The 23,230-nt window shown below is 65.0% G+C and carries 28 protein-coding genes; 13 read left to right on the forward strand and 15 right to left on the reverse strand.

Features of this window, described 5'->3' with window-relative positions:
• Nucleotides 1-84: 84 nt before the first annotated feature.
• A complete protein-coding gene (locus EF888_RS03370) occupies nt 85-570 on the forward strand; it encodes an MAPEG family protein (protein ID WP_109757451.1) in 486 nt (161 codons plus the stop codon).
• Here the strand turns inward: EF888_RS03370 and EF888_RS03375 are convergent.
• Nucleotides 567-1,154, reverse strand: coding sequence for a LysE family translocator (locus tag EF888_RS03375; protein WP_109757452.1), 588 nt, complete (start codon nt 1,152-1,154; stop codon nt 567-569). The two genes, EF888_RS03370 and EF888_RS03375, sit on opposite strands and share 4 nt — an antisense overlap.
• A 73-nt stretch (nt 1,155-1,227) precedes the next feature.
• On the opposite strand from EF888_RS03375, the gene EF888_RS03380 reads away from it, so the two are divergent.
• The 7 genes from EF888_RS03380 to EF888_RS03410 all read left to right on the forward strand — a co-directional run bounded on the left by EF888_RS03380 (nt 1,228) and on the right by EF888_RS03410 (nt 5,701).
• Complete coding sequence (locus EF888_RS03380; protein WP_109757453.1) at nt 1,228-1,680, forward strand: Lrp/AsnC family transcriptional regulator; 453 nt, start codon at nt 1,228-1,230, stop codon at nt 1,678-1,680.
• 78 nt (nt 1,681-1,758) lie between these two features.
• Nucleotides 1,759-2,385 carry a VOC family protein gene (locus EF888_RS03385; RefSeq protein ID WP_109757938.1) on the forward strand — a complete coding sequence of 209 codons (627 nt, stop codon included), beginning with the start codon at nt 1,759-1,761 and terminating at the stop codon, nt 2,383-2,385.
• Complete coding sequence (locus EF888_RS03390) at nt 2,385-2,885, forward strand: GNAT family N-acetyltransferase (protein ID WP_109757937.1); 501 nt, start codon at nt 2,385-2,387, stop codon at nt 2,883-2,885. Before EF888_RS03385 ends, EF888_RS03390 begins: the two co-directional genes overlap by 1 nt.
• 10 nt (nt 2,886-2,895) lie before the next feature.
• Nucleotides 2,896-3,576 (forward strand): molecular chaperone DjiA, encoded by a 681-nt coding sequence (locus tag EF888_RS03395; protein ID WP_109757454.1) that lies wholly within the window; start codon nt 2,896-2,898, stop codon nt 3,574-3,576.
• On the forward strand, nt 3,576-4,577 hold the full coding sequence (locus EF888_RS03400; protein WP_109757455.1) for an endonuclease/exonuclease/phosphatase family protein: 1,002 nt from the start codon (nt 3,576-3,578) through the stop codon (nt 4,575-4,577). The genes EF888_RS03395 and EF888_RS03400 overlap by 1 nt, the downstream gene beginning before the upstream one ends.
• A 99-nt stretch (nt 4,578-4,676) precedes the next feature.
• Complete coding sequence (gene ssb, locus EF888_RS03405) at nt 4,677-5,171, forward strand: single-stranded DNA-binding protein (protein WP_109757456.1); 495 nt, start codon at nt 4,677-4,679, stop codon at nt 5,169-5,171.
• 131 nt (nt 5,172-5,302) lie between these two features.
• The gene (locus tag EF888_RS03410) at nt 5,303-5,701 is read left to right on the forward strand and encodes a DoxX family protein (RefSeq protein ID WP_109757457.1); all 399 of its coding nucleotides are present in this window, start codon (nt 5,303-5,305) and stop codon (nt 5,699-5,701) included.
• Nucleotides 5,702-5,721: 20 nt separating this feature from the next.
• Here EF888_RS03410 and EF888_RS21665 read toward each other — a convergent pair whose 3' ends face one another.
• The 4 genes from EF888_RS21665 to EF888_RS03425 form a co-directional block, all read right to left on the reverse strand.
• A complete protein-coding gene (locus EF888_RS21665; RefSeq protein WP_164721561.1) occupies nt 5,722-5,889 on the reverse strand; it encodes a hypothetical protein in 168 nt (55 codons plus the stop codon).
• Nucleotides 5,890-5,982: 93 nt separating this feature from the next.
• On the reverse strand, nt 5,983-6,876 hold the full coding sequence (locus EF888_RS03415) for a LysR family transcriptional regulator (RefSeq protein WP_109757458.1): 894 nt from the start codon (nt 6,874-6,876) through the stop codon (nt 5,983-5,985).
• Nucleotides 6,876-7,991, reverse strand: a complete 1,116-nt coding sequence (gene aroB / locus EF888_RS03420) for a 3-dehydroquinate synthase (protein ID WP_109757939.1) — start codon at nt 7,989-7,991, stop codon at nt 6,876-6,878. The genes EF888_RS03415 and aroB overlap by 1 nt, the downstream gene beginning before the upstream one ends.
• Complete coding sequence (locus tag EF888_RS03425) at nt 7,985-8,533, reverse strand: shikimate kinase (RefSeq protein ID WP_241239785.1); 549 nt, start codon at nt 8,531-8,533, stop codon at nt 7,985-7,987. The genes aroB and EF888_RS03425 overlap by 7 nt, the downstream gene beginning before the upstream one ends.
• A gap of 146 nt (nt 8,534-8,679) precedes the next feature.
• On the opposite strand from EF888_RS03425, the gene EF888_RS22405 reads away from it, so the two are divergent.
• The 3 genes from EF888_RS22405 to EF888_RS03435 are packed head-to-tail and all read left to right on the forward strand — an operon-like array spanning nt 8,680 to nt 11,280.
• Nucleotides 8,680-8,814: a hypothetical protein gene (locus tag EF888_RS22405; protein ID WP_277601033.1), complete on the forward strand. Its 135-nt coding sequence runs from the start codon at nt 8,680-8,682 to the stop codon at nt 8,812-8,814.
• Nucleotides 8,804-10,354 (forward strand): hypothetical protein, encoded by a 1,551-nt coding sequence (locus tag EF888_RS03430; RefSeq protein WP_109757460.1) that lies wholly within the window; start codon nt 8,804-8,806, stop codon nt 10,352-10,354. Before EF888_RS22405 ends, EF888_RS03430 begins: the two co-directional genes overlap by 11 nt.
• Nucleotides 10,351-11,280 (forward strand): site-specific tyrosine recombinase XerD, encoded by a 930-nt coding sequence (locus EF888_RS03435; protein ID WP_109757461.1) that lies wholly within the window; start codon nt 10,351-10,353, stop codon nt 11,278-11,280. The genes EF888_RS03430 and EF888_RS03435 overlap by 4 nt, the downstream gene beginning before the upstream one ends.
• Here EF888_RS03435 and EF888_RS03440 read toward each other — a convergent pair.
• Nucleotides 11,256-12,062 (reverse strand): metallophosphoesterase family protein, encoded by an 807-nt coding sequence (locus EF888_RS03440; protein WP_109757462.1) that lies wholly within the window; start codon nt 12,060-12,062, stop codon nt 11,256-11,258. The genes EF888_RS03435 and EF888_RS03440 overlap by 25 nt on opposite strands.
• Nucleotides 12,063-12,133: 71 nt before the next feature.
• Between EF888_RS03440 and EF888_RS03445 the strand changes: the two genes are divergently transcribed.
• The gene (locus tag EF888_RS03445) at nt 12,134-13,441 is read left to right on the forward strand and encodes an HlyC/CorC family transporter (protein ID WP_109757463.1); all 1,308 of its coding nucleotides are present in this window, start codon (nt 12,134-12,136) and stop codon (nt 13,439-13,441) included.
• A gap of 1 nt (nt 13,442) precedes the next feature.
• Here EF888_RS03445 and EF888_RS03450 read toward each other — a convergent pair whose 3' ends face one another.
• The 5 genes from EF888_RS03450 to EF888_RS03470 all read right to left on the reverse strand — a co-directional run bounded on the left by EF888_RS03450 (nt 13,443) and on the right by EF888_RS03470 (nt 19,047).
• Nucleotides 13,443-14,069, reverse strand: coding sequence for a thermonuclease family protein (locus EF888_RS03450; RefSeq protein ID WP_241239786.1), 627 nt, complete (start codon nt 14,067-14,069; stop codon nt 13,443-13,445).
• A gap of 126 nt (nt 14,070-14,195) precedes the next feature.
• Nucleotides 14,196-16,343: a peptidoglycan -binding protein gene (locus EF888_RS03455; protein WP_109757464.1), complete on the reverse strand. Its 2,148-nt coding sequence runs from the start codon at nt 16,341-16,343 to the stop codon at nt 14,196-14,198.
• A 3-nt stretch (nt 16,344-16,346) separates the two neighbouring features.
• Nucleotides 16,347-17,525 carry a biopolymer transporter ExbB gene (locus tag EF888_RS03460; RefSeq protein WP_109757465.1) on the reverse strand — a complete coding sequence of 393 codons (1,179 nt, stop codon included), beginning with the start codon at nt 17,523-17,525 and terminating at the stop codon, nt 16,347-16,349.
• Between the two features lie 100 nt (nt 17,526-17,625).
• Nucleotides 17,626-18,408 carry a transglutaminase-like domain-containing protein gene (locus tag EF888_RS03465; protein WP_109757466.1) on the reverse strand — a complete coding sequence of 261 codons (783 nt, stop codon included), beginning with the start codon at nt 18,406-18,408 and terminating at the stop codon, nt 17,626-17,628.
• A 78-nt stretch (nt 18,409-18,486) separates the two neighbouring features.
• Nucleotides 18,487-19,047: a gamma-glutamylcyclotransferase gene (locus tag EF888_RS03470; protein ID WP_109757467.1), complete on the reverse strand. Its 561-nt coding sequence runs from the start codon at nt 19,045-19,047 to the stop codon at nt 18,487-18,489.
• Nucleotides 19,048-19,091: 44 nt separating this feature from the next.
• Here EF888_RS03470 and EF888_RS03475 point away from each other — a divergent pair, with 44 nt between their 5' ends.
• The gene (locus EF888_RS03475; protein ID WP_109757468.1) at nt 19,092-20,075 is read left to right on the forward strand and encodes a DUF2125 domain-containing protein; all 984 of its coding nucleotides are present in this window, start codon (nt 19,092-19,094) and stop codon (nt 20,073-20,075) included.
• On the opposite strand, the gene EF888_RS03480 is transcribed toward EF888_RS03475, so the two are convergent.
• The 4 genes from EF888_RS03480 to hisC are packed head-to-tail and all read right to left on the reverse strand — an operon-like array spanning nt 20,072 to nt 23,155.
• The gene (locus EF888_RS03480; protein WP_109757469.1) at nt 20,072-20,587 is read right to left on the reverse strand and encodes a hypothetical protein; all 516 of its coding nucleotides are present in this window, start codon (nt 20,585-20,587) and stop codon (nt 20,072-20,074) included. The genes EF888_RS03475 and EF888_RS03480 overlap by 4 nt on opposite strands.
• Nucleotides 20,584-21,162: an extensin-like domain-containing protein gene (locus EF888_RS03485; RefSeq protein ID WP_109757470.1), complete on the reverse strand. Its 579-nt coding sequence runs from the start codon at nt 21,160-21,162 to the stop codon at nt 20,584-20,586. Before EF888_RS03485 ends, EF888_RS03480 begins: the two co-directional genes overlap by 4 nt.
• Nucleotides 21,159-22,076 (reverse strand): prephenate/arogenate dehydrogenase family protein, encoded by a 918-nt coding sequence (locus tag EF888_RS03490; RefSeq protein WP_109757471.1) that lies wholly within the window; start codon nt 22,074-22,076, stop codon nt 21,159-21,161. The genes EF888_RS03485 and EF888_RS03490 overlap by 4 nt, the downstream gene beginning before the upstream one ends.
• On the reverse strand, nt 22,073-23,155 hold the full coding sequence (gene hisC, locus EF888_RS03495) for a histidinol-phosphate transaminase (RefSeq protein ID WP_109757472.1): 1,083 nt from the start codon (nt 23,153-23,155) through the stop codon (nt 22,073-22,075). The genes EF888_RS03490 and hisC overlap by 4 nt, the downstream gene beginning before the upstream one ends.
• Between the last annotated feature and the right edge of the window lie 75 nt (nt 23,156-23,230).

Below are 23,230 nucleotides of genomic sequence, written 5' to 3' on the forward strand. Positions count from 1 at the left end.
TTGGTCGCCGCCGCGGGCGAGGGGGCGTTGCCCCTTCACGCTCCTCCGGAATACCTTGGGACAGAAGAAGCCTGGAGAGCAGTTATGGGTAGGCGTGGCAGGATCCTGATCGGCATGGCAGCCGGCGCGCTTTGGTCTGTCGGGGTCGTGATCGGTCCGTCCTACGGTCCGCAGCCCTTCCTGCCCCTGAACATCGCGCTGATCTACGCCTTCCTGCCAGCCGGGCTTTTCCTGATGCTGCTCGTCGGCCGCCTTGCGCAGCGGCGCTTCTTCGACAACGCCATCATCGACGGTCAACCCTACGTCCCGGGCTCGGGTGCCGAGATCGACCAGCGGGTTCTGACGAACACGGTCGAACAATGCGTCCTCGCCCTGCTGCTCTGGCCGTTCGTGGCGTCATGGCTCGGCGGGGTGACGGTAGTCGTCATTGGGGTTGCGTTCGGCGTTGCTCGGCTGGCGTTCTGGATCGGCTATCACCTCTCGCCGCCGCTTCGGGCTTTCGGCTTCGCAGCGAGTTTCTATCCAACGGTTTTGGCCACGCTCTGGACGCTTTGGCGTCTGCTCACCTAGAGGATTGTCGCCAGCGACAGGACCAGAAGCGCCGCCATCGTCCAGTTGAACGCGCGAAGCCGTGCAGCGCTCGTCAGCAGGCGCCTCACCTCGCGCCCGAGTAGGGTCCAGAGGCTCACCGAGGGCAGGTTGACGACAGCGAAGACGGCGGACACAGCGAGAACCGCGAGCGCACTGTCGGGCGGGGCGTAGACGGTCATTGCCGTCAGAGCCATGAACCAGCCCTTCGGGTTGACCCACTGGAAAGCTGCCGCTTGCAGAAAACTCATCGGGCTACCCGAAGCCTCGGAGGCTTCGGGCGGCGCGGCGCGCAGGATCTTCCAGGCGAGAACGAGGAGATAGCCGCCACCCAGGACCTTCATAGCCAAATGCAGCACCGGGTACGCCTCGAAGACACGGAACAGGCCCAGGCCGATCAGCACCATCATCAGCATGTGACCAAGGCTGATCCCCAGCATATGCGGCACGCTGCGACGGAATCCGAAGTTTGCGCCCGACGCCATCAACATCAGGTTGTTCGGCCCCGGTGTGACCGAGGTGACGAGAGCAAAGCCAGCGAGGGCGAGGAGGATATCAGGTGTCATGCGAGCAATGCTACACCAACTTCATTAGGGTTTGATTGCGAAGATCTGCAGGAAGCGATATATTGGACAACGAATGGCCAAGATCGACCCCATCAATAGTCGGATATTGCAGGTTCTGTCCGCAGACGGTCGCCTGCCCAACACCGAGCTTGCGGAACGCGTCGGCCTTTCGCCTTCTGCCTGCCTCCGCCGCGTGCAGGAGCTTGAACGCAGCGGCGTGATCCGTGGCTATCGCGCGGTACTCGACGGAGCGGCGCTCGACCGCGGCTTCGTGGCCTATGTTGCGGTCGGGCTTTCCGAGCACACGAAAGCGGCGCAGCAGGCTTTCGAGAGAGCGGCTGCGCGGGCGCCGGAAGTCCGCGAATGCCACAACATCACGGGCACGGTCGAGTATCTGCTTCGGGTCGAGACGTCGGATCTCGCATCCTACAAGACGCTGCATTCGGACGTTCTGGGCACGCTTCCGCAGGTGAGGTCCCTGACCACCTACGTTGTCATGGACTCGCCGAAGGACGAGCGTGCCTGAGCGAAGTCACGCGCGGAAACATGTCGTAGAATGAATTTCTCTTGCGAGACCGGGGGTTCGCGCGTCATTGAGTTCGCCATGCGATTCCACCTGGCCCTTGACCACGTCGCGGTGGTCGCACGCACGCTCGACGAGGGCACCGCCTATGTCGAGGCGGTCCTGGGGGCGAAGCTGTCGACTGGCGGTAAACATCCCGACATGGGCACGCACAATCGCCTTCTGTCGCTTGGCGACCGCACGTATCTCGAGGTCATCGCAGTGGACCCCGAGGCCTCGAGGCCTTCGCATCGCCGCTGGTTCAACCTCGATTCCTTCTCGGCGGCGCCGCGGATGACCAACTGGATCTGCCGCACCGACCACCTCGACAATGCGCTGGCCGCCGCCCCGGCCGGAAGCGGGACGGTCGCGAAGATGTCGCGGGGCGACATTCACTGGTGGATGGGCGTCACCGAATTCGGCCGGCTGCCCTTCGATGATGCCATGCCGGCCTTGATCGAATGGCCCGAAGGCTTTCACCCTGCGAAACGCCTGCCGGACCACGGCTTCCGCCTGACGCGCCTCGACGTGTTCCACCCCGAGGCCGACAAGCTTCTTGCGGCGTTTCCCGCGCTTCATTCCGTCGACCGAGTGTCGCTTCGCGAAGGACCGGAAAAGCGTCTCATCGCGACCATCGCCACGCCCGAGGGCAACAGGATCCTCGCGTGATCATACGGCCTGCGCGGAAAGAGGATGCGACCGCCGTTCTGGCGATCCAGAACCCGATCATCCGCGACACCGCCGTGACATTCACGTCGCTCGAGAAGACCGAGGCGGAAATCGTCGCGGCCATTGCGGCAGCACCCTGCTTCCTTGTCGCCGAGGACGATGCCGGCCGCGTCGCGGGCTTCGTCTCCTACGACCAGTTTCGAAAGGGTCCTGGATACGCGCGTACCATGGAGCATTCGATCGTCCTTGCACCGGACGCGCGGGGCCAGGGAACCGGGCGCCTTCTGATCGAGGCCGCGCTCGACCGTGCGCGACGCACAGGCGTGGGCTCGATGTGGGCGGGCGTCTCGGGTGAGAACGCGGCGGGGCTGGCTTTCCATGCCCGCGCGGGCTTCGAGGAGGTCGCTAGGCTGCCCTCGGTCGGCTTCAAGTTCGGACGCTGGATGGACCTGATCCTGATGCGGAAATGGCTGGGTGACGCAGGGGACGCCAGCGACTAGGGTGCGCCGCATGTCGATCTGGACACGCATCACACAGGCCCTTGGAGCCCTGCGGTCGGGTGAGGGTCTGTCTGCGGTCTTCGATCGTCTGCGCACGCCGCCCGAACGCACCGTGGGCTTTACCATCGCCGTGATCGCGCTTGGGGCGAAGATGGCCAAGGCCGACGGCCGCGTGACCCGCAACGAAGTCGCTGCCTTCCGCGAGGTCTTCACGATCGCCGCCGCCGACGAAGCCGCCGCTGCCCGCGTGTTCAATCTAGCGCGGCAGGACGTGGCGGGGTTCGACGTCTATGCGACACGCGTCGCGGCGATGTTCAGTGATGCCGAAGGCCCGCTTGCCGATCTTCTCGAGGGTCTCTTCCACATCGCAGTCGCCGATGGCGACTATCACCCCGCGGAGGACGATTTCCTGTCCCGCGTCGCGCGCATCTTCGGCGTGTCGGACCGTGCGTTCCGAAGCATTCGCGCGCGCTTCGTGCCCGACTGCCAGCCCGACCCCTGGGAGGTTCTGGGCGTCGATCCCGGCACGCCGGTAGAGGACGTCCGCAAGGCCTGGCGCGCGCTGGTCCGCGAGGCCCATCCCGACCGGATGATCGCCCGCGGCGTTCCGCGAGAGGCTGTCAAGCTGGCCGAAGCGCGCCTCGTCGTCGTGAACCGCGCCTGGGAAGAGATCCGCGAAGGCCGGGCTTGATGCGCATCGCCACCTACAACGTCGAATGGTTCTCGAACCTCTTCGACGACCATGGGCGGCTTCTCGACGATCACGGCTGGTCCGGCCGTCACGACGTCCGCAGGCACCAGCAGATCGAGGCTCTGGGAATCGTCTTCACCGCGCTCGACGCCGATGCGATCATGGTGATCGAGGCACCCGACAGCCATCGCCGCAGGGATGGCGTGGCGGCGCTGGAGGCGTTTGCGCGAACGATGAACCTTCGGACCTCACGCGCAGTGATCGGTTTCGCCAACGAGACGCAGCAGGAAATCGCCCTTCTCTTCGACCCGCAAGTTATGACGGCGGTCCATGACCCTGTCGGCTCTCCCCGGTTCGACCAGGAATACGCCATCGACCTCGACGTCGATGCCGAGCCGGAAAGGGTGCGATGGTCCAAACCTCCGCTTGAGCTTCTTGTGACCGCTCGCGGCGGCACGTCTCTGAGGATGATCGGTGTCCACGCGAAGTCGAAGGCGCCGCACGGCGCGCGGCGGCCGGACCACGCCATGCGCATCGCCATCGACAACCGGCGCAAGCAGCTGGCCCAGTGCATCTGGCTGCGTGAGCGCGTCGAGGATCATCTCGATGCGGGCCAGTCCCTTGTAGTCCTTGGGGATTTCAACGACGGCCCGGGCCTCGACGAGTATGAAAAGCTGTTCGGCCGCTCGGGCGTCGAGATCGTGATGGGGCAGGAAGGGGAACCCCGGCTCTACGACGCTCATGCGGAGGCGTTGCTGCGGCGACCCGTGGGGGGTTTCCTCCCGGCTTCTGCGCGCTTCTGGATGGCGGACCGAAAGCGGTGGATGCAGACGCTTCTCGACTATGTCATGGTGTCCCCCGACCTGCGCGACAAGGCGCGAAACTGGCGAATTTGGCATCCCTTCGACGACCCTGTCTGCGACGAAGTGCCGGAATTGCGAAGCGCCCTTCTGACCGCGTCGGACCACTTTCCCGTGTCCATCGAACTGGACATCGCCTGACCGGCGGCAGCCGGCCCTCTCGGGTTTTCATCCGTTGTTAACCAAGGGTACGGCAGTTAGGGTCCGCCAAAGGCTGGTCAGATTCGATGGAGGCGTGACATGGCGGGTTCGGTGAACAAGGTCATCCTGGTGGGCAATCTGGGCCGCGACCCCGAGGTCCGTACCTTCCAGAACGGCGGCAAGGTCTGCAACCTGCGTATTGCCACCTCCGAGAACTGGAAGGACCGCAATTCCGGCGAAAGGCGCGAGAAGACCGAGTGGCACTCGGTCGCGATCTTCTCGGAGCCGCTGGCCCGCATCGCCGAGCAATATCTGAAGAAGGGCTCGAAGGTGTATATCGAGGGCCAACTCGAGACCCGGAAATGGCAGGACCAGTCCGGCCAGGACCGCTATTCCACCGAGGTCGTGCTTCGGCCCTACAGGGGCGAACTGACGCTTCTTGACGGTCGCGGCGACGGAGGCGGCGGTGGCGGCAGCTATGACGATGATCGGGGCAGCTATGGCGGCGGTGGCGGCAGCCAGGACGACCGCGGCGGCGACCAGGGCGGTCGCTCCCCTTCGACGCAGGATCTGGACGACGAAATCCCGTTCTGAGTTCCGCGCCAGACGTCCTGCGTCCCGCACAGGGTCTCTTTGAAATCGCACATTTCACTTGAGCGCAGAGTGTTTAGGTTGACCGCCGCACGGCTGACCAGGCCTCTTTTTTCAAGTTAGGACCCTCTACCATGACGACACTCGACCGATATGCCCCGCATATGCTGGGCCTCCTCCGCATCGTCGCGGCCCTTCTCTTCATTCAGCACGGCACTCAAAAGCTTCTCGGCTTTCCGGCCAGCGAGATGCCGCAGCCGGAATTGTTCTCGCTCTTTGGACTCGGCGGCATCCTTGAACTCGTGGGCGGGCTGCTTCTGATCCTCGGGCTTTTCACCCGTCCTGTGGCTTTCGTCCTGTCGGGCATGATGGCCGTCGCCTACTGGATGTTCCATGCGCCGAGCTCGGTCTATCCAGTGCAGAACGGCGGCGAACTCGCCATCATGTTCTGCTTCGTGTTCCTGTACATTGTCTTTGCGGGCCCGGGAGCCTTTGCGCTGGACAACGGCCGCGGCCGGAACGCCACCGCCTGATGTCTAATCTCGGAGCGTCTTCAGACGATCACTTCCGCCTTGGAGACGCTCCGCACAACATCGTTGGTGCGAGCGTAGGTACGCGTCACGGACTGAGCCCACCAGTAGGCATGGACGATTGTGCGGGCGAGGTTGAGATTGCCTGCGCTTTCGGCCGGACGGATCGAAGTGAAAGCGATGTCAGTCATCTTGTTGGTCCTTTCGTTGATATTTGAAAGGACACAAAGCCTCGAACGGACGTTAACTCAAATCGCAATGCCCGAAGATATCTTCGCCTGACGCTATCGTACGGCTTTCCGAAGCAGGTTCGCCAGCGCGTTGACGGCTGGAGGACGGGGATCGCGGTCTGTCAGAAGTAGGCCCACCGGAGTGGTGATATCCGGATCGGTCAGTCTCAGCCGAACGACATCTTCCGACGTCGACAGGCTGTCGGCCAGAACCTCGGGCACGATGGCAGTCGACACGCCGCGTTCGACCTGGGCGAGAAGCGTCGTCAGGTCGTTGGTTTCCAGAACGGGTTGCGGGGCGCGTCCGACGTGAGCTTCGAACACTTCGTCCAGAAACCGGCGGTTCCGCATGTCCCGCGTCAGCATCGACAGCGGCAGTTCGGCCGCTTCGGCCCAGGTGACGTCCCCGTCGGAGCCGGGGGCGAGTTCGGTCGGCGCCAACAGGACGTAGCGTTCTTCGTACAGCAGTTCTGCCGGAGCGAGCGCGGCCGGACGTGGCCCTTCGAGGTATCCGATGCCGGCGTCGAGCGAATAGTCTTCGAGCCCCTGATGGATCCGCGCAGTGGTCAACGAGAAGACCTGCATGGAAATGTCGGGATGAAGGGCACGCAGGCGCGCAGGCAACGGAGCCACGAACGCGAGCGCGGTCGGAATCACGCCGACCGACAGCCGACCCGAGATCTTGCCTCGGGCAAGTTCCAGCTCCTGCTTCAGCCCATCCGCATCGGACAGTATGCGCCGCGCCCATTTCAGGACGATCTCGCCTTCTTCGGTGAAGCCCTGGAAGCGGTTCCCGCGCCGCACGATCTGGACGTCGAGCTCAAGTTCCATGTTTCGGATGCGGGCCGAGAAGGCGGGCTGCGAAATCCCGCAATCGTCCGCGGCGCGCGCGAAGTGGCGGTGTCGTGCCAGAGCCGCGAGAAGCTGCATGTCGCGGATGTCGGGCATCAGCGAACGCTGAGAGCGTCGTTCAAAACGCCACGAAGGACGTCGGCCGGGACGTCGTCAGCCACGAAGGTCTGTCCGATCCTGCGGGAGAGGATGAAACGCAGGCGTCCGTCTATGACCTTCTTGTCCTGACCCATCAAGCCGATCAGCGTCTCGGTGTCGGGGAGCTCGCCCGGGATGTCGGACAGGTCCACCTTCATCCCCATCTCGCGGAGATGCTGGCGCACGCGGCTTGGCTCTTCTTGCGGACAAAGGCCAAGACGTGAAGACAGCTCGAACGCCAGCGCGCAACCGATTGCGACACCTTCGCCGTGAAGAAGCCGGTCGGAATAGCCGGTCGCCTTCTCGAGCGCGTGACAAAAGGTGTGGCCCAGGTTCAGAAGCGCACGGTCTCCCTGCTCGGTCTCGTCGCGGGCGACGATCTCGGCCTTCATCTCGACCGACCGCCGCACGGCCTGGGCGCGCAGATCGCGGTCGCCCGATGCCAGCGCGGGGCCGTTGGTCTCGAGCCAATCAAAGAACCCGGCGTCCCCCAGAAGCCCGTACTTCACGACCTCTCCGTAGCCGGCCAGGAAGTCTCGGCGGGGCAGGGTGTCGAGCGCATCGATATCGGCAAGGACCAGCGACGGCTGATGAAAGGCACCGACAAGGTTCTTGCCCTGCGGCGAATTTATGCCCGTCTTTCCGCCGACCGAACTGTCGACCTGCGCAAGAAGCGAGGTCGGCACTTGCACGAAGCGGATGCCGCGTCGCAGGATCGCCGCCGCAAACCCCCCGAGATCGCCGATCACCCCGCCGCCCAGCGCGACGAGAACATCGCGGCGCTCGATCTTCTCGGACAAGAGCCACTCCACCGTCCGCTGAAGATTGGCCCAGTTCTTCGTCGCCTCGCCAGGCGGAAGGGCAAGGGTCGTCGCTACGATCTGCCGCTCGGCCAGCCCGGCCTCCAGCACGGCGCCCTGCGCCTTGGCCACGGTTTCGTCGGTCAGAACGGCCACGCGCTTCCGGGCCAGAAGCGGAGCGATCTCGGCGCCAGCGCGCGCGATCAGGCCGCGCCCGACGCGGACGTCGTAAGCGCGCTCGCCCAAGGGAACCCGAATGGTCTCCGTCATGATAGCGGCTCCAGAACGTCGGGCCTTGCCTTCAGGGCGGCGAGGACGCGTTCGGTCATGTCTTCGATGGTGTAGCTCGCGTTGGCGTCGACGACCACATCGGCCATGGCATAGACCGGGTCGCGTTCGGCCTGGATCGCCGCCAGTGTCGCCTTGGGATCGGGCGTCCGCAGTAGGGGCCGCGTCGACTTGTGCTTCACCCGCTGCCACAGGAGGTCGAGTTCCGCCCTCAGCCAGACCGAGATTCCGCGCGTCGAGATCATCTCGCGGTTCTGCGCCCTGAGGAACGCGCCGCCGCCGGTCGACAGCACACTCGGCGGACCTTCAAGGAGACGGCCGATGACCTGCGTCTCGCGCTCGCGAAAAAAAGGCTCTCCGTCACGCGCGAAGATCTCGGCGATGCTCTGGTTTGCTGCGCGTTCGATTTCGACATCGCTGTCCAGAAACGGGACGTCCAGCCGCCGCGCGAGCGCCGTGCCGATGGCGGTCTTGCCCGCGCCCATCATTCCGACGAGGGCGATGGTTTTCTTGAGCCGCGATGGCAATTCGGCAGCGTCCTGAGCAACATTCCGGGTCCGCCGCACTGAATGGCGTGATCTTCCGGAAAAGACCAGTTATAAATCGGGAAAGAACCGCGTTCACGCGGCAGAGACCCCATGTGTTCGGGGCAGAGGCAGAAGGTTTTGTGGGAATGCTGCGACTGCTGAAGATACTCTTTACTCTGGCCGTGCTCGTCGGCACGGCAGTGCTGGGCTACGCCTATCTCGGCGATCTCTCGCCTCAGCAGACGGACGTGAGCCAGCCGGTTGTTCTGGATGGCAACTGACGGGCGGAACGTGGGCCGTGGTGCCGTCCTTGCGGTCGCGGCGCTTCTGGCCGGGACGGTGGTGCAGGCCGCCGAGGACGCACCCTTGTCGGCTATCGACTGGCTGTCCGATTCCATTGACCTGCCCGAGACAGTCGCCGCTCCAGCGGAAGAAGCGCCTGCAAGCCTGCCTCCCGCCATCGCCGTCGCACCGATCGAGGCGGCTGGACCCGACCGGGCGGGCCTTGTCGATGCGCGGACCTTGGGCCTCGCGCCCGACATCTGGGGCCGCTCCTCGGCTGCCGATCTCGCCCGCGCCATTTCGGCCTTGCCCGACGGCGCGTCTGGTCCTCCGTCGCTGCGCCGTTTCCTGCACGATCTCATGGTCGTCCGTCTGGACCCGCCGGTGGATGCGATGGTCGACGACAGCCTCTATCTCGCGCGGATCGACCGTCTTCTTGGCGTGGGACATCTCGACGCCGCCGACGCGCTGATCCGCGAAGCCGGGGCGCCCGAACCAAAACGCTTCCGACGTGCCTTCGATATCGCCCTTCTGAAGGGGACCGAAACAAACGCCTGCCTCGACATCGACGAGACGCCCGACATTTCGCCGACCTACATGGCGCGTATCTTCTGCCTCGCCCGTCTCGGTAAGTGGGACGTGGCGGCCCTGACGCTCGGCAATGCCCAGGCGCTTGGAATACTCAGCGACGACGAGGATGCGTTGATGCGTCATTTCCTCGACCCCGAGCTTTTCGAAGGCGAGCCGATCCCGCCGGCGCCCACGCTTCCCACGCCTCTGCAGTTCCGCATCTACGAAGCCGTGGGCGAGCGTATCCCGACCGACAGGCTCCCCGTCGCCTTCACCGCCGCCGATCTGACCGACACCGTGGGCTGGCAGGCCCGTGTCCGCGCGGCGGAACGCTTGGCTGCGGTCGATGCCATGTCCGTGGCAACACTTCTGGGCGTCTTCTCCGAGCGGAAGGCGGCTGCATCTGGCGGTGTCTGGGACCGCGTGGCAAAGCTGCACGCGGCTGACGAGGCTATCAGGTCGCAGGACGTCGACGCCGTCACTGAAACATTGCCCGACGCCTTCGAAGCCGCGGCCGAAGGTGGCTATGCGCCAGGCTTCGCCGCCTGGGCCGCGCCGCGGCTTTCCTCGCTCGATCTGAAGGGTCCGGCTGCGCACGTTGCATTCGAGATAGCCCTTCTCGCCGCAAGCCCCGACATCGCAGCGCGCTTTGCCACACAGTCGCGCGAAGACAAGTTTCTCCTGGATCTCGCCACCGGACAGGGGGGGACGCCGCCCGGCTTCGCGCCCCTCGACCGTGCCGCACTGCGCGGTCTGTCGGCTCTTGGCCCCGGCGAGGCTTACAAGGCTCTGGTCGAGGACAGCCGCGCGGGCGAGGCGCTTTTGCGCGCCGTCTCCCAGCTCATGGACGGCGCGGCCGGCAATCCCGACCTGACGGCGCAATCGCTCGCGCTTCTGCGGCATCTGGGGCTAGAGGCACTGGCAAGACAGGTGGCGGTGGAACTCGTCCTGATGGAAGGAGCCGCATGAGCGTCGAACACCGCATCTCGGCCTTTCTCGACGCGCAGGCGGCCGAGCTGGACGCAGCCGTCAACACCCGGCTGGCCTATGCGCGCGACCTCAAGGACTTCGCCGCCTGGATGAAGGGGCGCGGCACAGGCGCGCTCGAGGCAAGCCAGGACCAGATCGAGACCTACCTCATCCACCTCGAGGCTCAAGGGTTGTCGCGGGCGACGCGCGCGCGCCGCCTGTCCGCAGTCCGGCAGTTTTTCCGCTTCGCTTTCGAGGAAGGCTGGCGCACGGACAATCCCGCGATCCGCATCAAGGGTCCGGCGAAGGAGAAGCGGCTGCCGAAGATCCTCACCGAGGCCGAGGTCGACTGCCTTCTGGAGGCGGCCCGCACCACGGGCCGCGTGCCGGACCGCACGCGAAACACCTGCCTCGTCGAAGTCCTGTACGCCACGGGTATGCGCGTGAGTGAACTCGTCTCGCTTCCCGTTTCAGCTGCGCGCGGCGACCCGCGCGTTCTGCTCGTCCGCGGGAAGGGCGGGAAGGAGCGGATGGTTCCTCTTTCGCCGCCCGCGCGGAAGGCGCTGGCCGCGTGGCTGACATATCGCGACGAAATCGCTGAGGCCGCCCGGACTGAAAAGGGGACGCCCGGCTCGCGCTTCCTTTTTCCGTCGCGTGGCAAGGAAGGGCACCTGACGCGGCACCGCTTCTACCTGCTCATCAAGGAGCTTGCCGTCGCGGGCGGAGTGATGGCCTCCAAGGTCACACCCCATACCCTCCGCCATGCGTTCGCGACGCATCTTCTTGCCCGAGGTGCCGACCTCCGCGCGATCCAGACGCTTCTGGGCCATGCAGACGTCTCGACGACCGAGATCTACACGCATGTGCTGGAGGACAGGCTTAAAGACCTCGTCCTCGACCATCATCCTTTGGCAGCCGACGGCTGACGGCGAATTTCCTCCGGGAGGACGTCTTCCGAGGGCCAGATGCCGTTGGCTAGCGTCAATTCATAGCCTTGGGTCAGTCCCTTTCGTTCCATCGCCGCCAGCGCGCCAGTGTGATCGTAGGACAGCCGCTGGACCACCACCTCTCCGGCATCGAGAACGGCGTACCGCGTCTCGGGGCGTCCGTCGTGGGGCGGCAGGCCAATGACGCCCGCGTTGATCCAATGACGCCCCGCGACCCGCCGCTGAAACGCGATACCGCAATGTCCCGCGACAATCCCGTCTACAGGCCCCACCACGGCTTCGACCGCCTGTATCTCTTCTGCGAAGTGTCCTTCCGGCGATGACGGCCAGATGAAGCGCGAGATTTCCGTAGCGCCCCCGTGGATCACGGCATACCGTCGCCCGTCCTGTTCGAAGACGCCCATGTCAGGGAGGTCGGCCATCCATGCGCGTGCCGTCTCGTCGCAAGCCTCGAGTGCCGCAGGATACCAGCCGCGCGAAAGAAGGTCGCAGGCGCTGCCGGTTTCGAAACCGCAGCCGCAATCCTCCGCTCCCCGTGCGACCTGGCGTTCGCAATTGCCGGCCACGACCGGTAGTCCCGCCTCGCGCACCAAGGCGACGGTGGCGGCAGCGTCCGCCCCGTAGGCCACGACATCGCCGGTGCAAATTGCGGCAAGGCCGCGTGTCTCGGCTAGAAAAGCTTCGGTCGCCTGGAGGTTGGAATAAGGTCCGCCAAAGAGCGCCACCGGCCCGGAGATGCGCCCGAAGTCTGCGATGCGCATGGCCTGCTCTCCCTTGAACGCGCGTGGTCCAAGCCTCATAAGAACTGAAATTCCAAGGAACGCAAAGCCAGATGGACAGCGTAGCGACGCCCCTCGACGCCACCTACTGGATCGTCTCCGGAGCGATCCTGCTTCTTCTCGTCATGTCGGCCTTCTTCTCGGGGTCTGAGACGGCCCTGACCGCTGCCTCTCGCGGTAAGTTGAAGTCCCGCGCCGAAAAAGGAGACCGCGGTGCCGAGCGCGCGCTCGTTGTCACCGAGGACAGCGAACGGCTGATCGGGTCGGTTCTCCTGGGGAACAACCTCGTCAACATCTCGGCGACGTCACTTGCCACTTCGCTTTTCACCCGCGCTTTCGGGGACAGCGGCGTGGCCCTGGCGACGCTCGTGATGACGCTTCTGGTCCTGATCTTCGCCGAGGTCCTCCCTAAGACTTACGCCATCTCGAACGCCGAGACGGCGGCGGCACGGGTCGCGCGTCCCATTCAGGCGGTGATCTTCCTGCTCGCTCCCGTCGTCGGAGCCGTACGGGCCATCGTGCGCGGCCTTCTCTACGTCGTCGGTGTCCGCGTCGATCCCGACAGCCGGATCCTGTCGGTCCACGAAGAGATTGCGGGCGCTCTGCAACTCGGCCATTCCGAAGGCGTCCTCGAGAAAGAGCACCGGGACCGCATTCTGGGCGCCCTCGACCTTGGAGAGCGGACAGTGGAGGAAATCATGCTCCATCGCTCGAAGATCGCCATGATCGATGCCGATCTGCCCCCGCGCGAGATCCTGGAAATCTGTCTCAACTCCTCGCACACGCGGTTGCCGATCTTTCGCAACGAGCAGGAGAACATCATCGGGGTCCTCCACGCCAAGGACCTGCTGCGCGCCATTTACGCCCGCTACGCCGCGGTCCAGCCAAACAACGAACCCTTCGAGGGCTTCGACGTCATGGACGTGGCGATGGAGCCCTACTTCGTCCCCGAGACGGCGACGCTCGATGACCAGATGCGCCAGTTCCTGCGGCGCGCCACGCATTTCGCGCTGGTGGTCGATGAATACGGTACGCTTCAGGGACTTCTGACGCTGGAGGATATCCTCGAGGAGATCGTGGGCGAGATCACCGACGAATTTGACATCGACGAAGACCACCCGATCCGCCGGACCGAAGCCGGAGACGTTCTCGTCGACGGCGCCATGACCATACGGGACATCAACCGCGCGATGGACTGGCAACTGCCGGACGACGAGGCGAACACCATCGCCGGCCTCGTCATCCACGAGGCGCAGACGATCCCGGTCAAGGGTCAGGTCTTCTCGTTCCACGGTTTCCGTTTCGAGATTCTCGACCGGCGGGAAAACCGCATCACTCGGCTGAAGATCCGAAAACTCTAGGTCAATGCAGACGCCGCGCGTCGGCTTTCTGGCGGCCCGCGGCTCGCCACAGCCGTTTGCGGACGCCATCTGGCTCATGGCAAGCGTACCTGCCGCCCGAGAACGCTGCCCAATCGAGCGCCAGTCCCTGCTTCACCAGCTCCTCGGCCAGATCGCGACCGTCTGGTAGCGTGCAGACGGCAACCACGCGATCGTGGGACAACTCGCCCGAAACCTTGGCTGTCACGATCTGGCCCTTGCAGAGAGCCACCATCGCCCACTTGGCTTTCAATCCCCACGGATGATCCAGTTCCGGCGCGTCGATCCCCGCCAGCCGGATATGGACACTGTCGATGACGATCGTGTCGCCGTCGATGACCCAGCACTTGCCTTTGAAAAGGTGTGGGCCATTCCGTCGCGCATGCGCCGCCACCGCATGCGCTCGCGTCGCACGCTCTTCGCGGCGCGGGTATGGCGATGCAGCGGAGAGCTTGAACTCCGGTCGGGGAACGGTGACCGCCCGAGACGTCGGAGTGGAGCGTGGCCTTGTCGGCATATTCCGAACAACGTCGCGCACGACGATGTCGGGTGGACCACGACGCGAAGGCGCTCGCGTCAGCGGACGGAACAGGAAGGCCAGAAAACCCATGTCGCACCGATACTTGCCGCCCCATCGACAAGGTTAACGCGATTCTCGGCTGGTTCGGGCTGAACACACTGTTTCAGCACTTGGACACAACAGGCTGTCGCAGTCCCGCACCAGACCGCAAGCGGCCTACCGTTCTGTCAGCTTCAGTTCGATCCTGCGGTTGGCCGCGCGCGCCTCGGGCGTATCGGAGGGATCGACGGGGCGGTATTCACCGAACCCCGTTGCGGCAAGGCGTTCGGGCGGGAAGCCAAGCGCGTCGGTCATGTATTTCACCACCGACAGTGCGCGAGCCTGGCTCAATTCCCAGTTGTCGGTGAAGGCGCCGCCCCCGGACAAGGGAACGTTATCGGTGTGACCATCGACGCGGATGATCCAGTCGATGCCTTCCGGGATGTCATCCGCGACATCGGCGAGGAGTCCCGCGACCTGGGCGATCGACGAGCGCCCTGCGGGGGACAGCGTGGCCGAAGCGCTTTCGAACAACACCTCGGACGAGAAGACAAAGCGATCGCCCACGATCTGCACGCCTTCGCGGTCGTCCAGAAGGCGTCGCAGGGTGCCGAAGAATTCCGAGCGGTAGTCGGCAAGGTCAGCGACCTCACTGGTGAGCCGCTCGGCTTCGAGGCGCAATCTTTCGGCTTCGGCAGCCTCGAGTTCGGCGCGTTTCTTCTCCTCGGCGGCGGCGCGAGCCAGCGCCTGGTTGAGCTGCGTGCCGAGATTTTCGATCCGGATCTTCGACGTGCTATCCCGCTCGGCGGCGCTGTCGAGAAGGCCCTGCAGGCCATCGAGTTCGGCACGCAGCGTGGCGACCTGCTGGTTCAGCGCCTCGACCTCACGCTGCGCGTCCGCCGAGACGGCCTCTTCCTCGGCAAGTTGCTTGCGGGCGGTGGACAGAAGCGTTGCCTGACGCTCCGCCTCGGTCATCTGCTCGATGCCGGCGTTCTCGGCGGCGATCTTCGCGGCAAGAGCAGCGGCCAGACGCTCTCTCAGGGTCGACGCATCGACGTTCGCCGCCTTCAGGCCTTCGACCTCAGCCCGAAGCGCATCGCGTTCGGTCATCAGCGCGGCCAGTTGCATGTCGCGCTCGCCGGACGCGGCGTCCATTTGGGCAACGCGAGCTTCGGATTCCGACAGCCTCGTCCGAAGCGTTTCGATTTCGGCGGCAGCAGTGTCGTTCTGGGTCTGAAGCAGCGTCAGCCTGTCCTCGAGGTCGGTCGCCGCAAGTTCCGTCTCGCTCAGACCGGCCTCGGCCGCCTCCATTCGGATCAGGGCGTCGGCGAGTTTGGCGTCGAGTTCTTCCTCGACGGAGTTGGCGGCGGCCAGAAGCGTCAGTGTCTCTTCGGCCTTCTTCCGCTGTTCCTCCAGAGCGAGTGACATCGCCGTCAACTCGGCATCGGCCGACTTCAACCTCTCGCGCAGGGCCTCTGCCGCCGCGGCTTCGGCCAGCCTCGCCTTTTCCTCGTCGGTGAGCGCCGCCTGGGCCTCGGCCAGTCTCACCCTGAGCGTCTCTGCCGCAGCCGCCTCGGCAAGCCGCGCGGCTTCGGTCGCGTCGAGTTCTGCCTGGACGCGCTCGGCGTCTTCGACAGCCGTGGTCAATTCCGCCTCGCGCGTCTCGGCTGCCGTCAGGGCCGCCAGAGCCGAGGCCAGCGACGTCTCCCGCTCCTGAGCCTCGGCTTGCAGATCGGCGGTCAAGGCCTCCAGCGCCTCGCGGCGGGCGGCCGCAAGCCGGGCCTCCTCGGCCTGGGCGTCGATCTCGTCGCGGGCCTGCGCGAGGGCAAGCTGCATCGCTTCCTGTTCGCTGATCAGCCTCGCACGCGCGGCTTCCAGATCCTCGACCGTCGCCGTCAGGCGCTCGCCCTCGGCGCGCGCGTCGTCGCGCTGTGCAAGAAGGGTCGCCACCTGGTCCTCGAAACTTGCTATGGCGGCGTCTCGCTCGGCCAGTGTGCGGGACTGGGCGTCGACTTGCCCCGTCAGGTTGGCGATCAGCGCTGTCTGACGGTCGCTTTCCGACTGGAGACTCGCGATGTCGTCCTCCAGCCGAGCCGTCTGCTGTTGCGACAGACCAAGCGCCTGGCTCAGTGCCGTGACCTCGGAGGCCAGCTTGTCCAATTCGCTTTCCTGCCCGGTGATCGTCTCGCGCAGCACACCCTGCACGATCATGAAGATCGTGAGCACGAACATCAGCACGAGAAGAAGCGCCGTCATGGCATCGACGAACCCCGGCCAGATCGTGGCCGACATCTGCCTTCCGCCCGAGCGTCGCGACAAGGCCATGCGTCAGACCCCGCCGCTTTCGGTCCGCCGTCCGCTGAGGCGGACCGCCTTCGTCAGCTGCGCAAGATCCGCCCGAAGCTCGCCAATGCTTTCCTGGCGGCCGGCAGAGATCTCTTCGAGGATGCGCAGCATCTGAACGTCCATCGATCTCAACCTCATGCGGCTTTCCGGGTCGAAGGCGCCGGCACCGCCCGTGCCTTCGGTGGCGAAGCCTTCCAACGCCATAGCGAGGCGCTCCTGGCTTTCCACAAGGCGCGAGGTGTCATTGCTGGCCGCAAGCTGCGTCGACAGGGATTCGACGGCAGCAGCCAGATCGCCGATCCGGGACTCGGCCGTCTCGCGGCGGTCTGCGGCATCCGAATAGAAGGATTGCATCGCATCCAGCCGCTCGGCCATCAGTTCGGCCAATTGCGCGAGGGCGCCGTGATCCGCACCGCCGCCCTCCTCGCCCGCGAAGGCCAGTCGGGTGATCCCCGACAGCCATTCCTCCAACTCGCGGTAAAACCTGTTTTGACCGTGGCTTGCGAAAAGTTCGAGGAGACCCACCACCAGCGATCCTGCCAGTCCCAGAAGCGACGAGGCAAAGGCCACGCCCATTCCGCCAAGCTGGCTTTCGAGTCCGCCCATGAGCCGCTCGAAAACCGACACTCCCGTGTCGCCCTCTTGCGGAGCGAGCGACCGGATGGTGTCGACGACCGCGGGCACAGTGGTAGCGAGCCCGTAGAAGGTGCCGAGAAGGCCAAGAAAAATCAGCAGGTTGCCGAGGTAACGAGTGATGTCGCGCGCCTCGTCGATCCGCGTTGCCACGGAGTCGAGGATGGAGCGCGCCGAGGTCGACCCGATCTGCGTCCGCGCGCCGCGCTTGCGCAGAAGGGCGGCGAGGGGAGCGAGGATGCGAGGGGCCTTGGTGAACTGGTGTCCCGGCCTGTCATGCGCGAAGCCTTCAATCCACGACACCGACGAGACGAGCTGGAAGACCTGAAGGAAACAGGCCACCACGCCGACGACGAAAACGAGGGCGATGAATCCGTTCAGCCAGGGGCTCGCCAGAAAGACCGGCGCCACCTTCGGGTAGGCGATGTAGGCGCCGAAGCCGACCAGAACGAGCACGACGAACATCGTGACGATCTGGCGGTACGGCTGGGTAAACTGTCGCTCGTCCTCGCGATCCGGTTGGTCCATCTGGCCCCGGTCCTCGTGCTGGTTTTCAGCGAGAATAGGCAATCGGGAGACGGGTGCCAACCGCATAAAAAACGGGGTTCGCGACCGGATGAAGGGTGGTCTACTCGTTGATTTCGGTGACCAGGATCTCCTGATCGACCAGTTCGATCGGAGCGAAGGAAGTCAGGAAGCTCACCTCTGCCGCGTCGAGCCCGACGCCGATCTTCGCCATGCGGTCCGCCCGGTCCATTCCTGTGGCATCGACGAGGTGCCAGGCGCCGTCGAGAAAGACCTCGGCGACGGCGTGGAAATCCGGCGGCTCGACCGAGGGCGCGAACACGCTGGCTACGCGAGCCGGGATGGATGCTGCGCGGCACATGGCGACGAGAACGTGCGCGTAGTCGCGGCAGACGCCCTGTCGTGCGAGGAAGGTGTCCGTCGCCGTGGTGCCGGCATCCGACACGCCAGGAACGTATTCGAAGTGCTCTTCGATCCAGTCGCGCATCTGTGCGACCTGTGTGCCGCCATCGCTGCCGCCGAAGGTTTCCTCGACCACCGGGCGGAAACGGTCGGGCCGGCAATACCGGGACGGCAACAGATAGCGCGTTGGTTCGGGGCCCAGAAGATGCGGCGGAGTCATCGGCAGGGACGACAGGTCGGCCGCCGTCCGGGTGACCTCGATTTCCGCCTCATAGGTCGCACGGAAGTTGCCCGCCACCTTCAGCCAGATGCGCTCGCCCACGCCTGCCTCGGCAGGGATACGCGCGAAGTGATCGGGCGTGCCGAGGTCGATATGGGCCGACCGGATGGTCTGATCCGGCAGCGCTGCCGCCTCGATCTGCAACAGAAGGTCGGTCGGCGCAGGCAAGTTGTAGTCCAGGCGGACCTTGATTTTCTGAAGCACGGGGAGAAGCCTTTCAGGCCGGGGGAGTGATGAGAACCTTCACCAACGCCCTCCACCTTGACGGGTTCCGACCGTTCGTCAAATCGATTTCATTTGGCGGACGCGGTCCGCCAGCCAAGTCATGTCGGTATCTTCGACGCCGATCTCGCTCAGGTGGGCGGCGGTATTCCATAGGTACTCGGTGTTTGGTCCTCGTCCGCCGATCGCGGCTGCGATGATGCGCGCCTGTTCCTCCAGAGCAAGTCCCGCGACATATTGCTCGTGCAGCGTGTCGACGACGTAAGCCAGTCCGGTGACGAGTTCCCCGCCGCCCATGTCCAGGGGAACAAGCCGCTCGACATAAGCCGACGAGATAAGTTCGCGGTCGCGTAGGTATGCGACCGTCTCGTCCTCCCGGCCGTCTTCCACGCGCAGGGCGAGACCGCGACAGGATGCGCCCTCCATCTTGTCCAGAGCAAGGACCAGGCCAGGCTGCTCGGGCGTTCCCCTGTGATGGATCGACGACATGCAGAAAGATCGGTGATATCCGTCAAGCGTCGCCATTCGCCGTTCCGCCACCGGGAACCCGGCGTTCCACAGGAGCGAGGCGTATCCGAAGACCCAAAGCGGTCGGAGGTGCAGGACTTTCTCTTCCGTCATGGTCGCCTTAAAACAGGCCCTCGAGGGCAGGGAAAGGGGCAGAGATGCGGCTTGTGGTCGTCGTGTTGGTCGGGGCGCTGCTCTGGATGGTCTGGTGGGTCATCGGCCAGATTGCCTACGAGAAGGGCCTCGCCGCTTGGATCGAGGACCGGCGCAACGATGGCTGGTCTGCCAATTACGGCGAGTTGAACACTGTCGGATTTCCCAGCCGGTTCGACACCACCGTCACCGACGTGGCCCTTCTTGATCCGCAAAGCGGCGTCGCATGGACCGCGCCGTTCGTGCAGTTCCTTTCCCTGTCATACCGCCCGACCCGCGTCATCGCCGTGCTGCCGCACGCTCACGCGTTGTCCGTCGCCGGGGAAACCGTGGCGATCCACCATGACGATGCGAGGGCGTCCATCTTCCTTGATGCCTCGACGTCGCTGGGCCTCGACGGCGCACGTCTGGTGGTCGAGGCGCTCGAGGCGCGTTCGGACGCCGGATGGACATTCGCGCTGACGCAGGGGCGCGGGGCCGCAGAACGCGTCGAGGCTGCCGTCGACACCTATCGTCTGGGGGTTGAGGTCTCGGACATTGAACCGCCCGAACCCCTGCGCGCCTTCCTCGACCCGTCGCGCGACCTCGCCGACACGGTCTCGCGGCTGCACCTCGACGCTACGGTGGAACTCGACGGACCGCTTGATCGCGCGGCCGCGGAAAGCGGGTTGCCCGCGCTCAAACGCATAGATCTCGCGGATCTTTCGATCGATTGGGGTGGAGTGGAGTTAGCCGCACGCGGAGAACTGATCGTGGACAGCACGGGACGGCCAGATGGCACATTGCTCGTTACAACGAGCGACTGGAAGCGTCTTCTGCGCATGGCGGTCGAGACGGGTCTGGTGTCGCTCGATGCGACTGGCGCCCTCGAGACTGCATTCGGAGTTATCGAGACGTCGGACGGCAGTCTAGAGTTGCCGCTGGCCTTCGGAGAGGGACTGATGAACCTCGGCCCCATTCCTCTGGGGCCCGCGCCGGTTCTGCGCTAAACCGCGCCGAAATCCACATCCGACGCACTTACGGGATGATCCTCGAGCGCGCGGAAGGCTTCCGTCCCCAGGACTTCGTCCCGAAACGTCATGAGGTCGTCGCGGGTGCGGCACCAGATATCACCGCGGCCCAGACCGGTGAGCGCTTCGTCGGCGGCGATCTCGTAATCCAGTCGAAGCTGCCAGATCTCGGTCTCGCCCTCGTCGTCGAGATCCTTGTCGTCCCAGCCGTCGTCGTCATCGTCCGGCTCGGTGCTGCCGGGTTCATCGAGGGGATAGATGAGCTGGCGCGTCATGTTGACGAGAAAGACCTCCGGCCGCCGTCGCGGAACGCCCCACTGGAACAGAAGCATGTCGCCGTCGTGCTCGTCGTCGACAACGCCCTTGGCCGTCACCTCGGCGTAGAAATCCAGCATGAGGCGCACCGCTTCTGCAGGCGCGAGCTCCCCAAGCGGGGCACCGAGATGCGCCAGGAACGCGTCGAGGGCATCGTCGCGGGCAAACACGGTCATCGGCAATAGGCGCCGGACCGGTAGTCGGCGACGTCGAAGTGAAAGTGATCGTGGTGATGCGCGTCGGAGTTGGGACCGAGAACGGTGCCGAACGGGCCGCAGGCCGAGGCGTGAAGCCGCTTCAGCAGAGGACCGTCAGCGCTGCGCCAGCCGTCCTCGACCGTGATCTGAGATCCGTCGGCAAGGATGAAGGCCGAGATGTCGATCGCCCGTCCCGCAGCATGTTCGGACAGGCGGGCGCCTTTCTGGCTGTTCCGCGTCCGGCAGGAATAGTGGGAGGCGACACGAACAGCCGACAACCCGCCGCCGCGCTTCCCGATTTCGGGGATGGCCCGCGTGGCAAGCCAGGCGTTCAGTGTATGCGCAGCAGCTTGAGTCAATAGGGCGGGCTCCGTCAGCGTGACACCCGCCGCCTCGGTGACCAGAAGGGCGTTCGTCACGCCGCAACCGCCGGGGCCGTCGATCTCGCCCCGCTTCTCGGCGATGAGCCCGGGAATGGGCATGTCGGAGTGCTTCTGTCCTCCGCCGCAAGCGGCAAGAGCCATCACCAGAAAAAGTGCGGCATTCTTCTTCATTTCGTCTTTCCCCGTCCGAAGTCAGGCGCGTCGGTGTCTTGACCCGCCTCGATGATGCCCCGCCTGATCGCCCTAGTCCGAGTAAAATAATCGAAGAGCAAGGTTCCGTCACCCGTTCTGATCGCGCGCTGAAGCGCGAAAAGCTCTTCGGTGAATCGCCCCAGAATTTCGAGCGTGGCCTCCCGGTTGTTCAGGAAGACATCGCGCCACATCGTGGGATCCGAGGCCGCGATGCGCGTGAAGTCGCGAAAGCCTGCGGCTGAATACTTGATGACCTCGCTGTCCGTCACGCGCCGAAGATCGTCCGCCACGCCGACCATGGTGTAGGCGATGAGGTGCGGACAGTGCGACGTGACAGCCAGGACGAGGTCATGGTGGTCCACGTCCATCTCGTCGACGTTGGCACCGAGGCCCTCCCAGAAGGCGCGGAGGCGGGCGAGAGCATCGGGGTCGGACGTCTCGCCGGGAAGCAGGATGCACCAACGATTGTCGAAGAGTGTCGCGAAACCGGAGCGCGGCCCGGAATGCTCGGTGCCCGCCAATGGGTGCCCGGGTATGAAATGGACGCCCTCCGGGATATGCGGCGCCACTGCGTCGATCACCGATCGCTTGACGGATCCGACGTCGGTCACCGTCGTCCCCTGCGCAAGGTGGGGGCCGATTTCCCTGGCGATCTCGTCCATTACGCCAACCGGTACGGCTAGGACGACGAGATCGGCGCCTTCGACGGCCTGCGTCGCGCTGTCTACGACCTTGTCGCAGAATCCCAGTTCTCGGACTGTCTCGCGCGTTTCCTCGGATCGGGCGGTGCCGACGATCTCGCCGGCCAGACCGGCCCTGCGGATCGCGTGCGCCATAGACGAAGCGATCAGACCCAAGCCGATCAGCGCCACGCGGTCGTAGATGCGGTTCACGCCGTCTGCTCCCGGAAACGCGCGACGGAAGCGGCGACGCGGCGGCAGTCGGCCTCGGTCCCGACCGTGATGCGCAGGCACTGAGGCAGCTTGTATCCGCCGACCTTCCGCACGAGGATCCCGTCCCCCCGCAGTCTGGCCTCGCAGTCGTCGGCCTCGGAGGGGCTCGCGAAGCGGGCCAGGATGAAATTCGCGCTCGAGGTATCCGAAGGGACGCCTAGTTCGGCAAGCGCGTGCTGGAGCCAGTCTCGCATCCGCGTGTTGTCGGCGCGGCAGCGGGCAGCCCAATCACGGTCGCGGACGGCGGCCTCGGCGGCGGCAAGCTGCGCTTGCGAGAGGTTGAAGGGACCCCGCACGCGGTTGAGGTTGTCGATCACGTCCTTCGGCCCGTAGCCCCAGCCGATCCGCAGGCCGCCCAGCCCGTACATCTTCGAGAAGGTGCGCGTCATCACCACGTTGTCGCGCGACTCCGTCAAAGACGCGCCGCCGTCGAAGCCCTCGACGTATTCCGAATAGGCGCCGTCGAGGACCAGAAGAACATGAGGCGGCAGTTCGGCCGCCAGCCGGGCAGTTTCGTTTCCACCGATCATAGTGGCGGTCGGGTTGCCGGGGTTCGCCACGAAGACGAGCTTCGTGCGCTCGGTCACGCCCGCTAGGATAGCATCCACGTCCACCTTGCGTTCGCGCTCTGGCACCTCGACGGGTGTCGCACCCGCCGCCCGCGCCGAAATGGCGTACATCGAGAAGCCATGTTCGGTGTGGATCACCTCGTCGCCCGGCTGCGTATAGGCTTGGCAGAGGAATGTGATGATTTCGTCCGAACCGGCCCCGCAGACGATCCGCTCAGGGTCGAGGCCGTGGACCTCGGCGATGGCCGCCCTGAGTTCGGCGTGGTCGGTCGGCGGATAGCGGTGGAGATCGTGAACCGCGCGTGCAAACGCTGCCTTCGCGCTGTCGGGAGCGCCATAGGGATTTTCGTTCGATGACAGCTTGAGGACATCGCCCCGACCGGCGACCTTCGCGTCGCCTGCCTTGTAGAGGACGATCTCTTCGATCCCGGTCTTCGGTCGTATGGTCATGGATCAGCCTCGCGGTTCCGGCCGTTCTTAGCCGCGCGTGCCGTCCTAGGCCAGACTCAATGCTGCCGGCCCGGC

Origin of the sequence: Silicimonas algicola, assembly GCF_003970735.1 — a bacterium.
Classification (GTDB): Bacteria; Pseudomonadota; Alphaproteobacteria; order Rhodobacterales; family Rhodobacteraceae; genus Silicimonas; species Silicimonas algicola.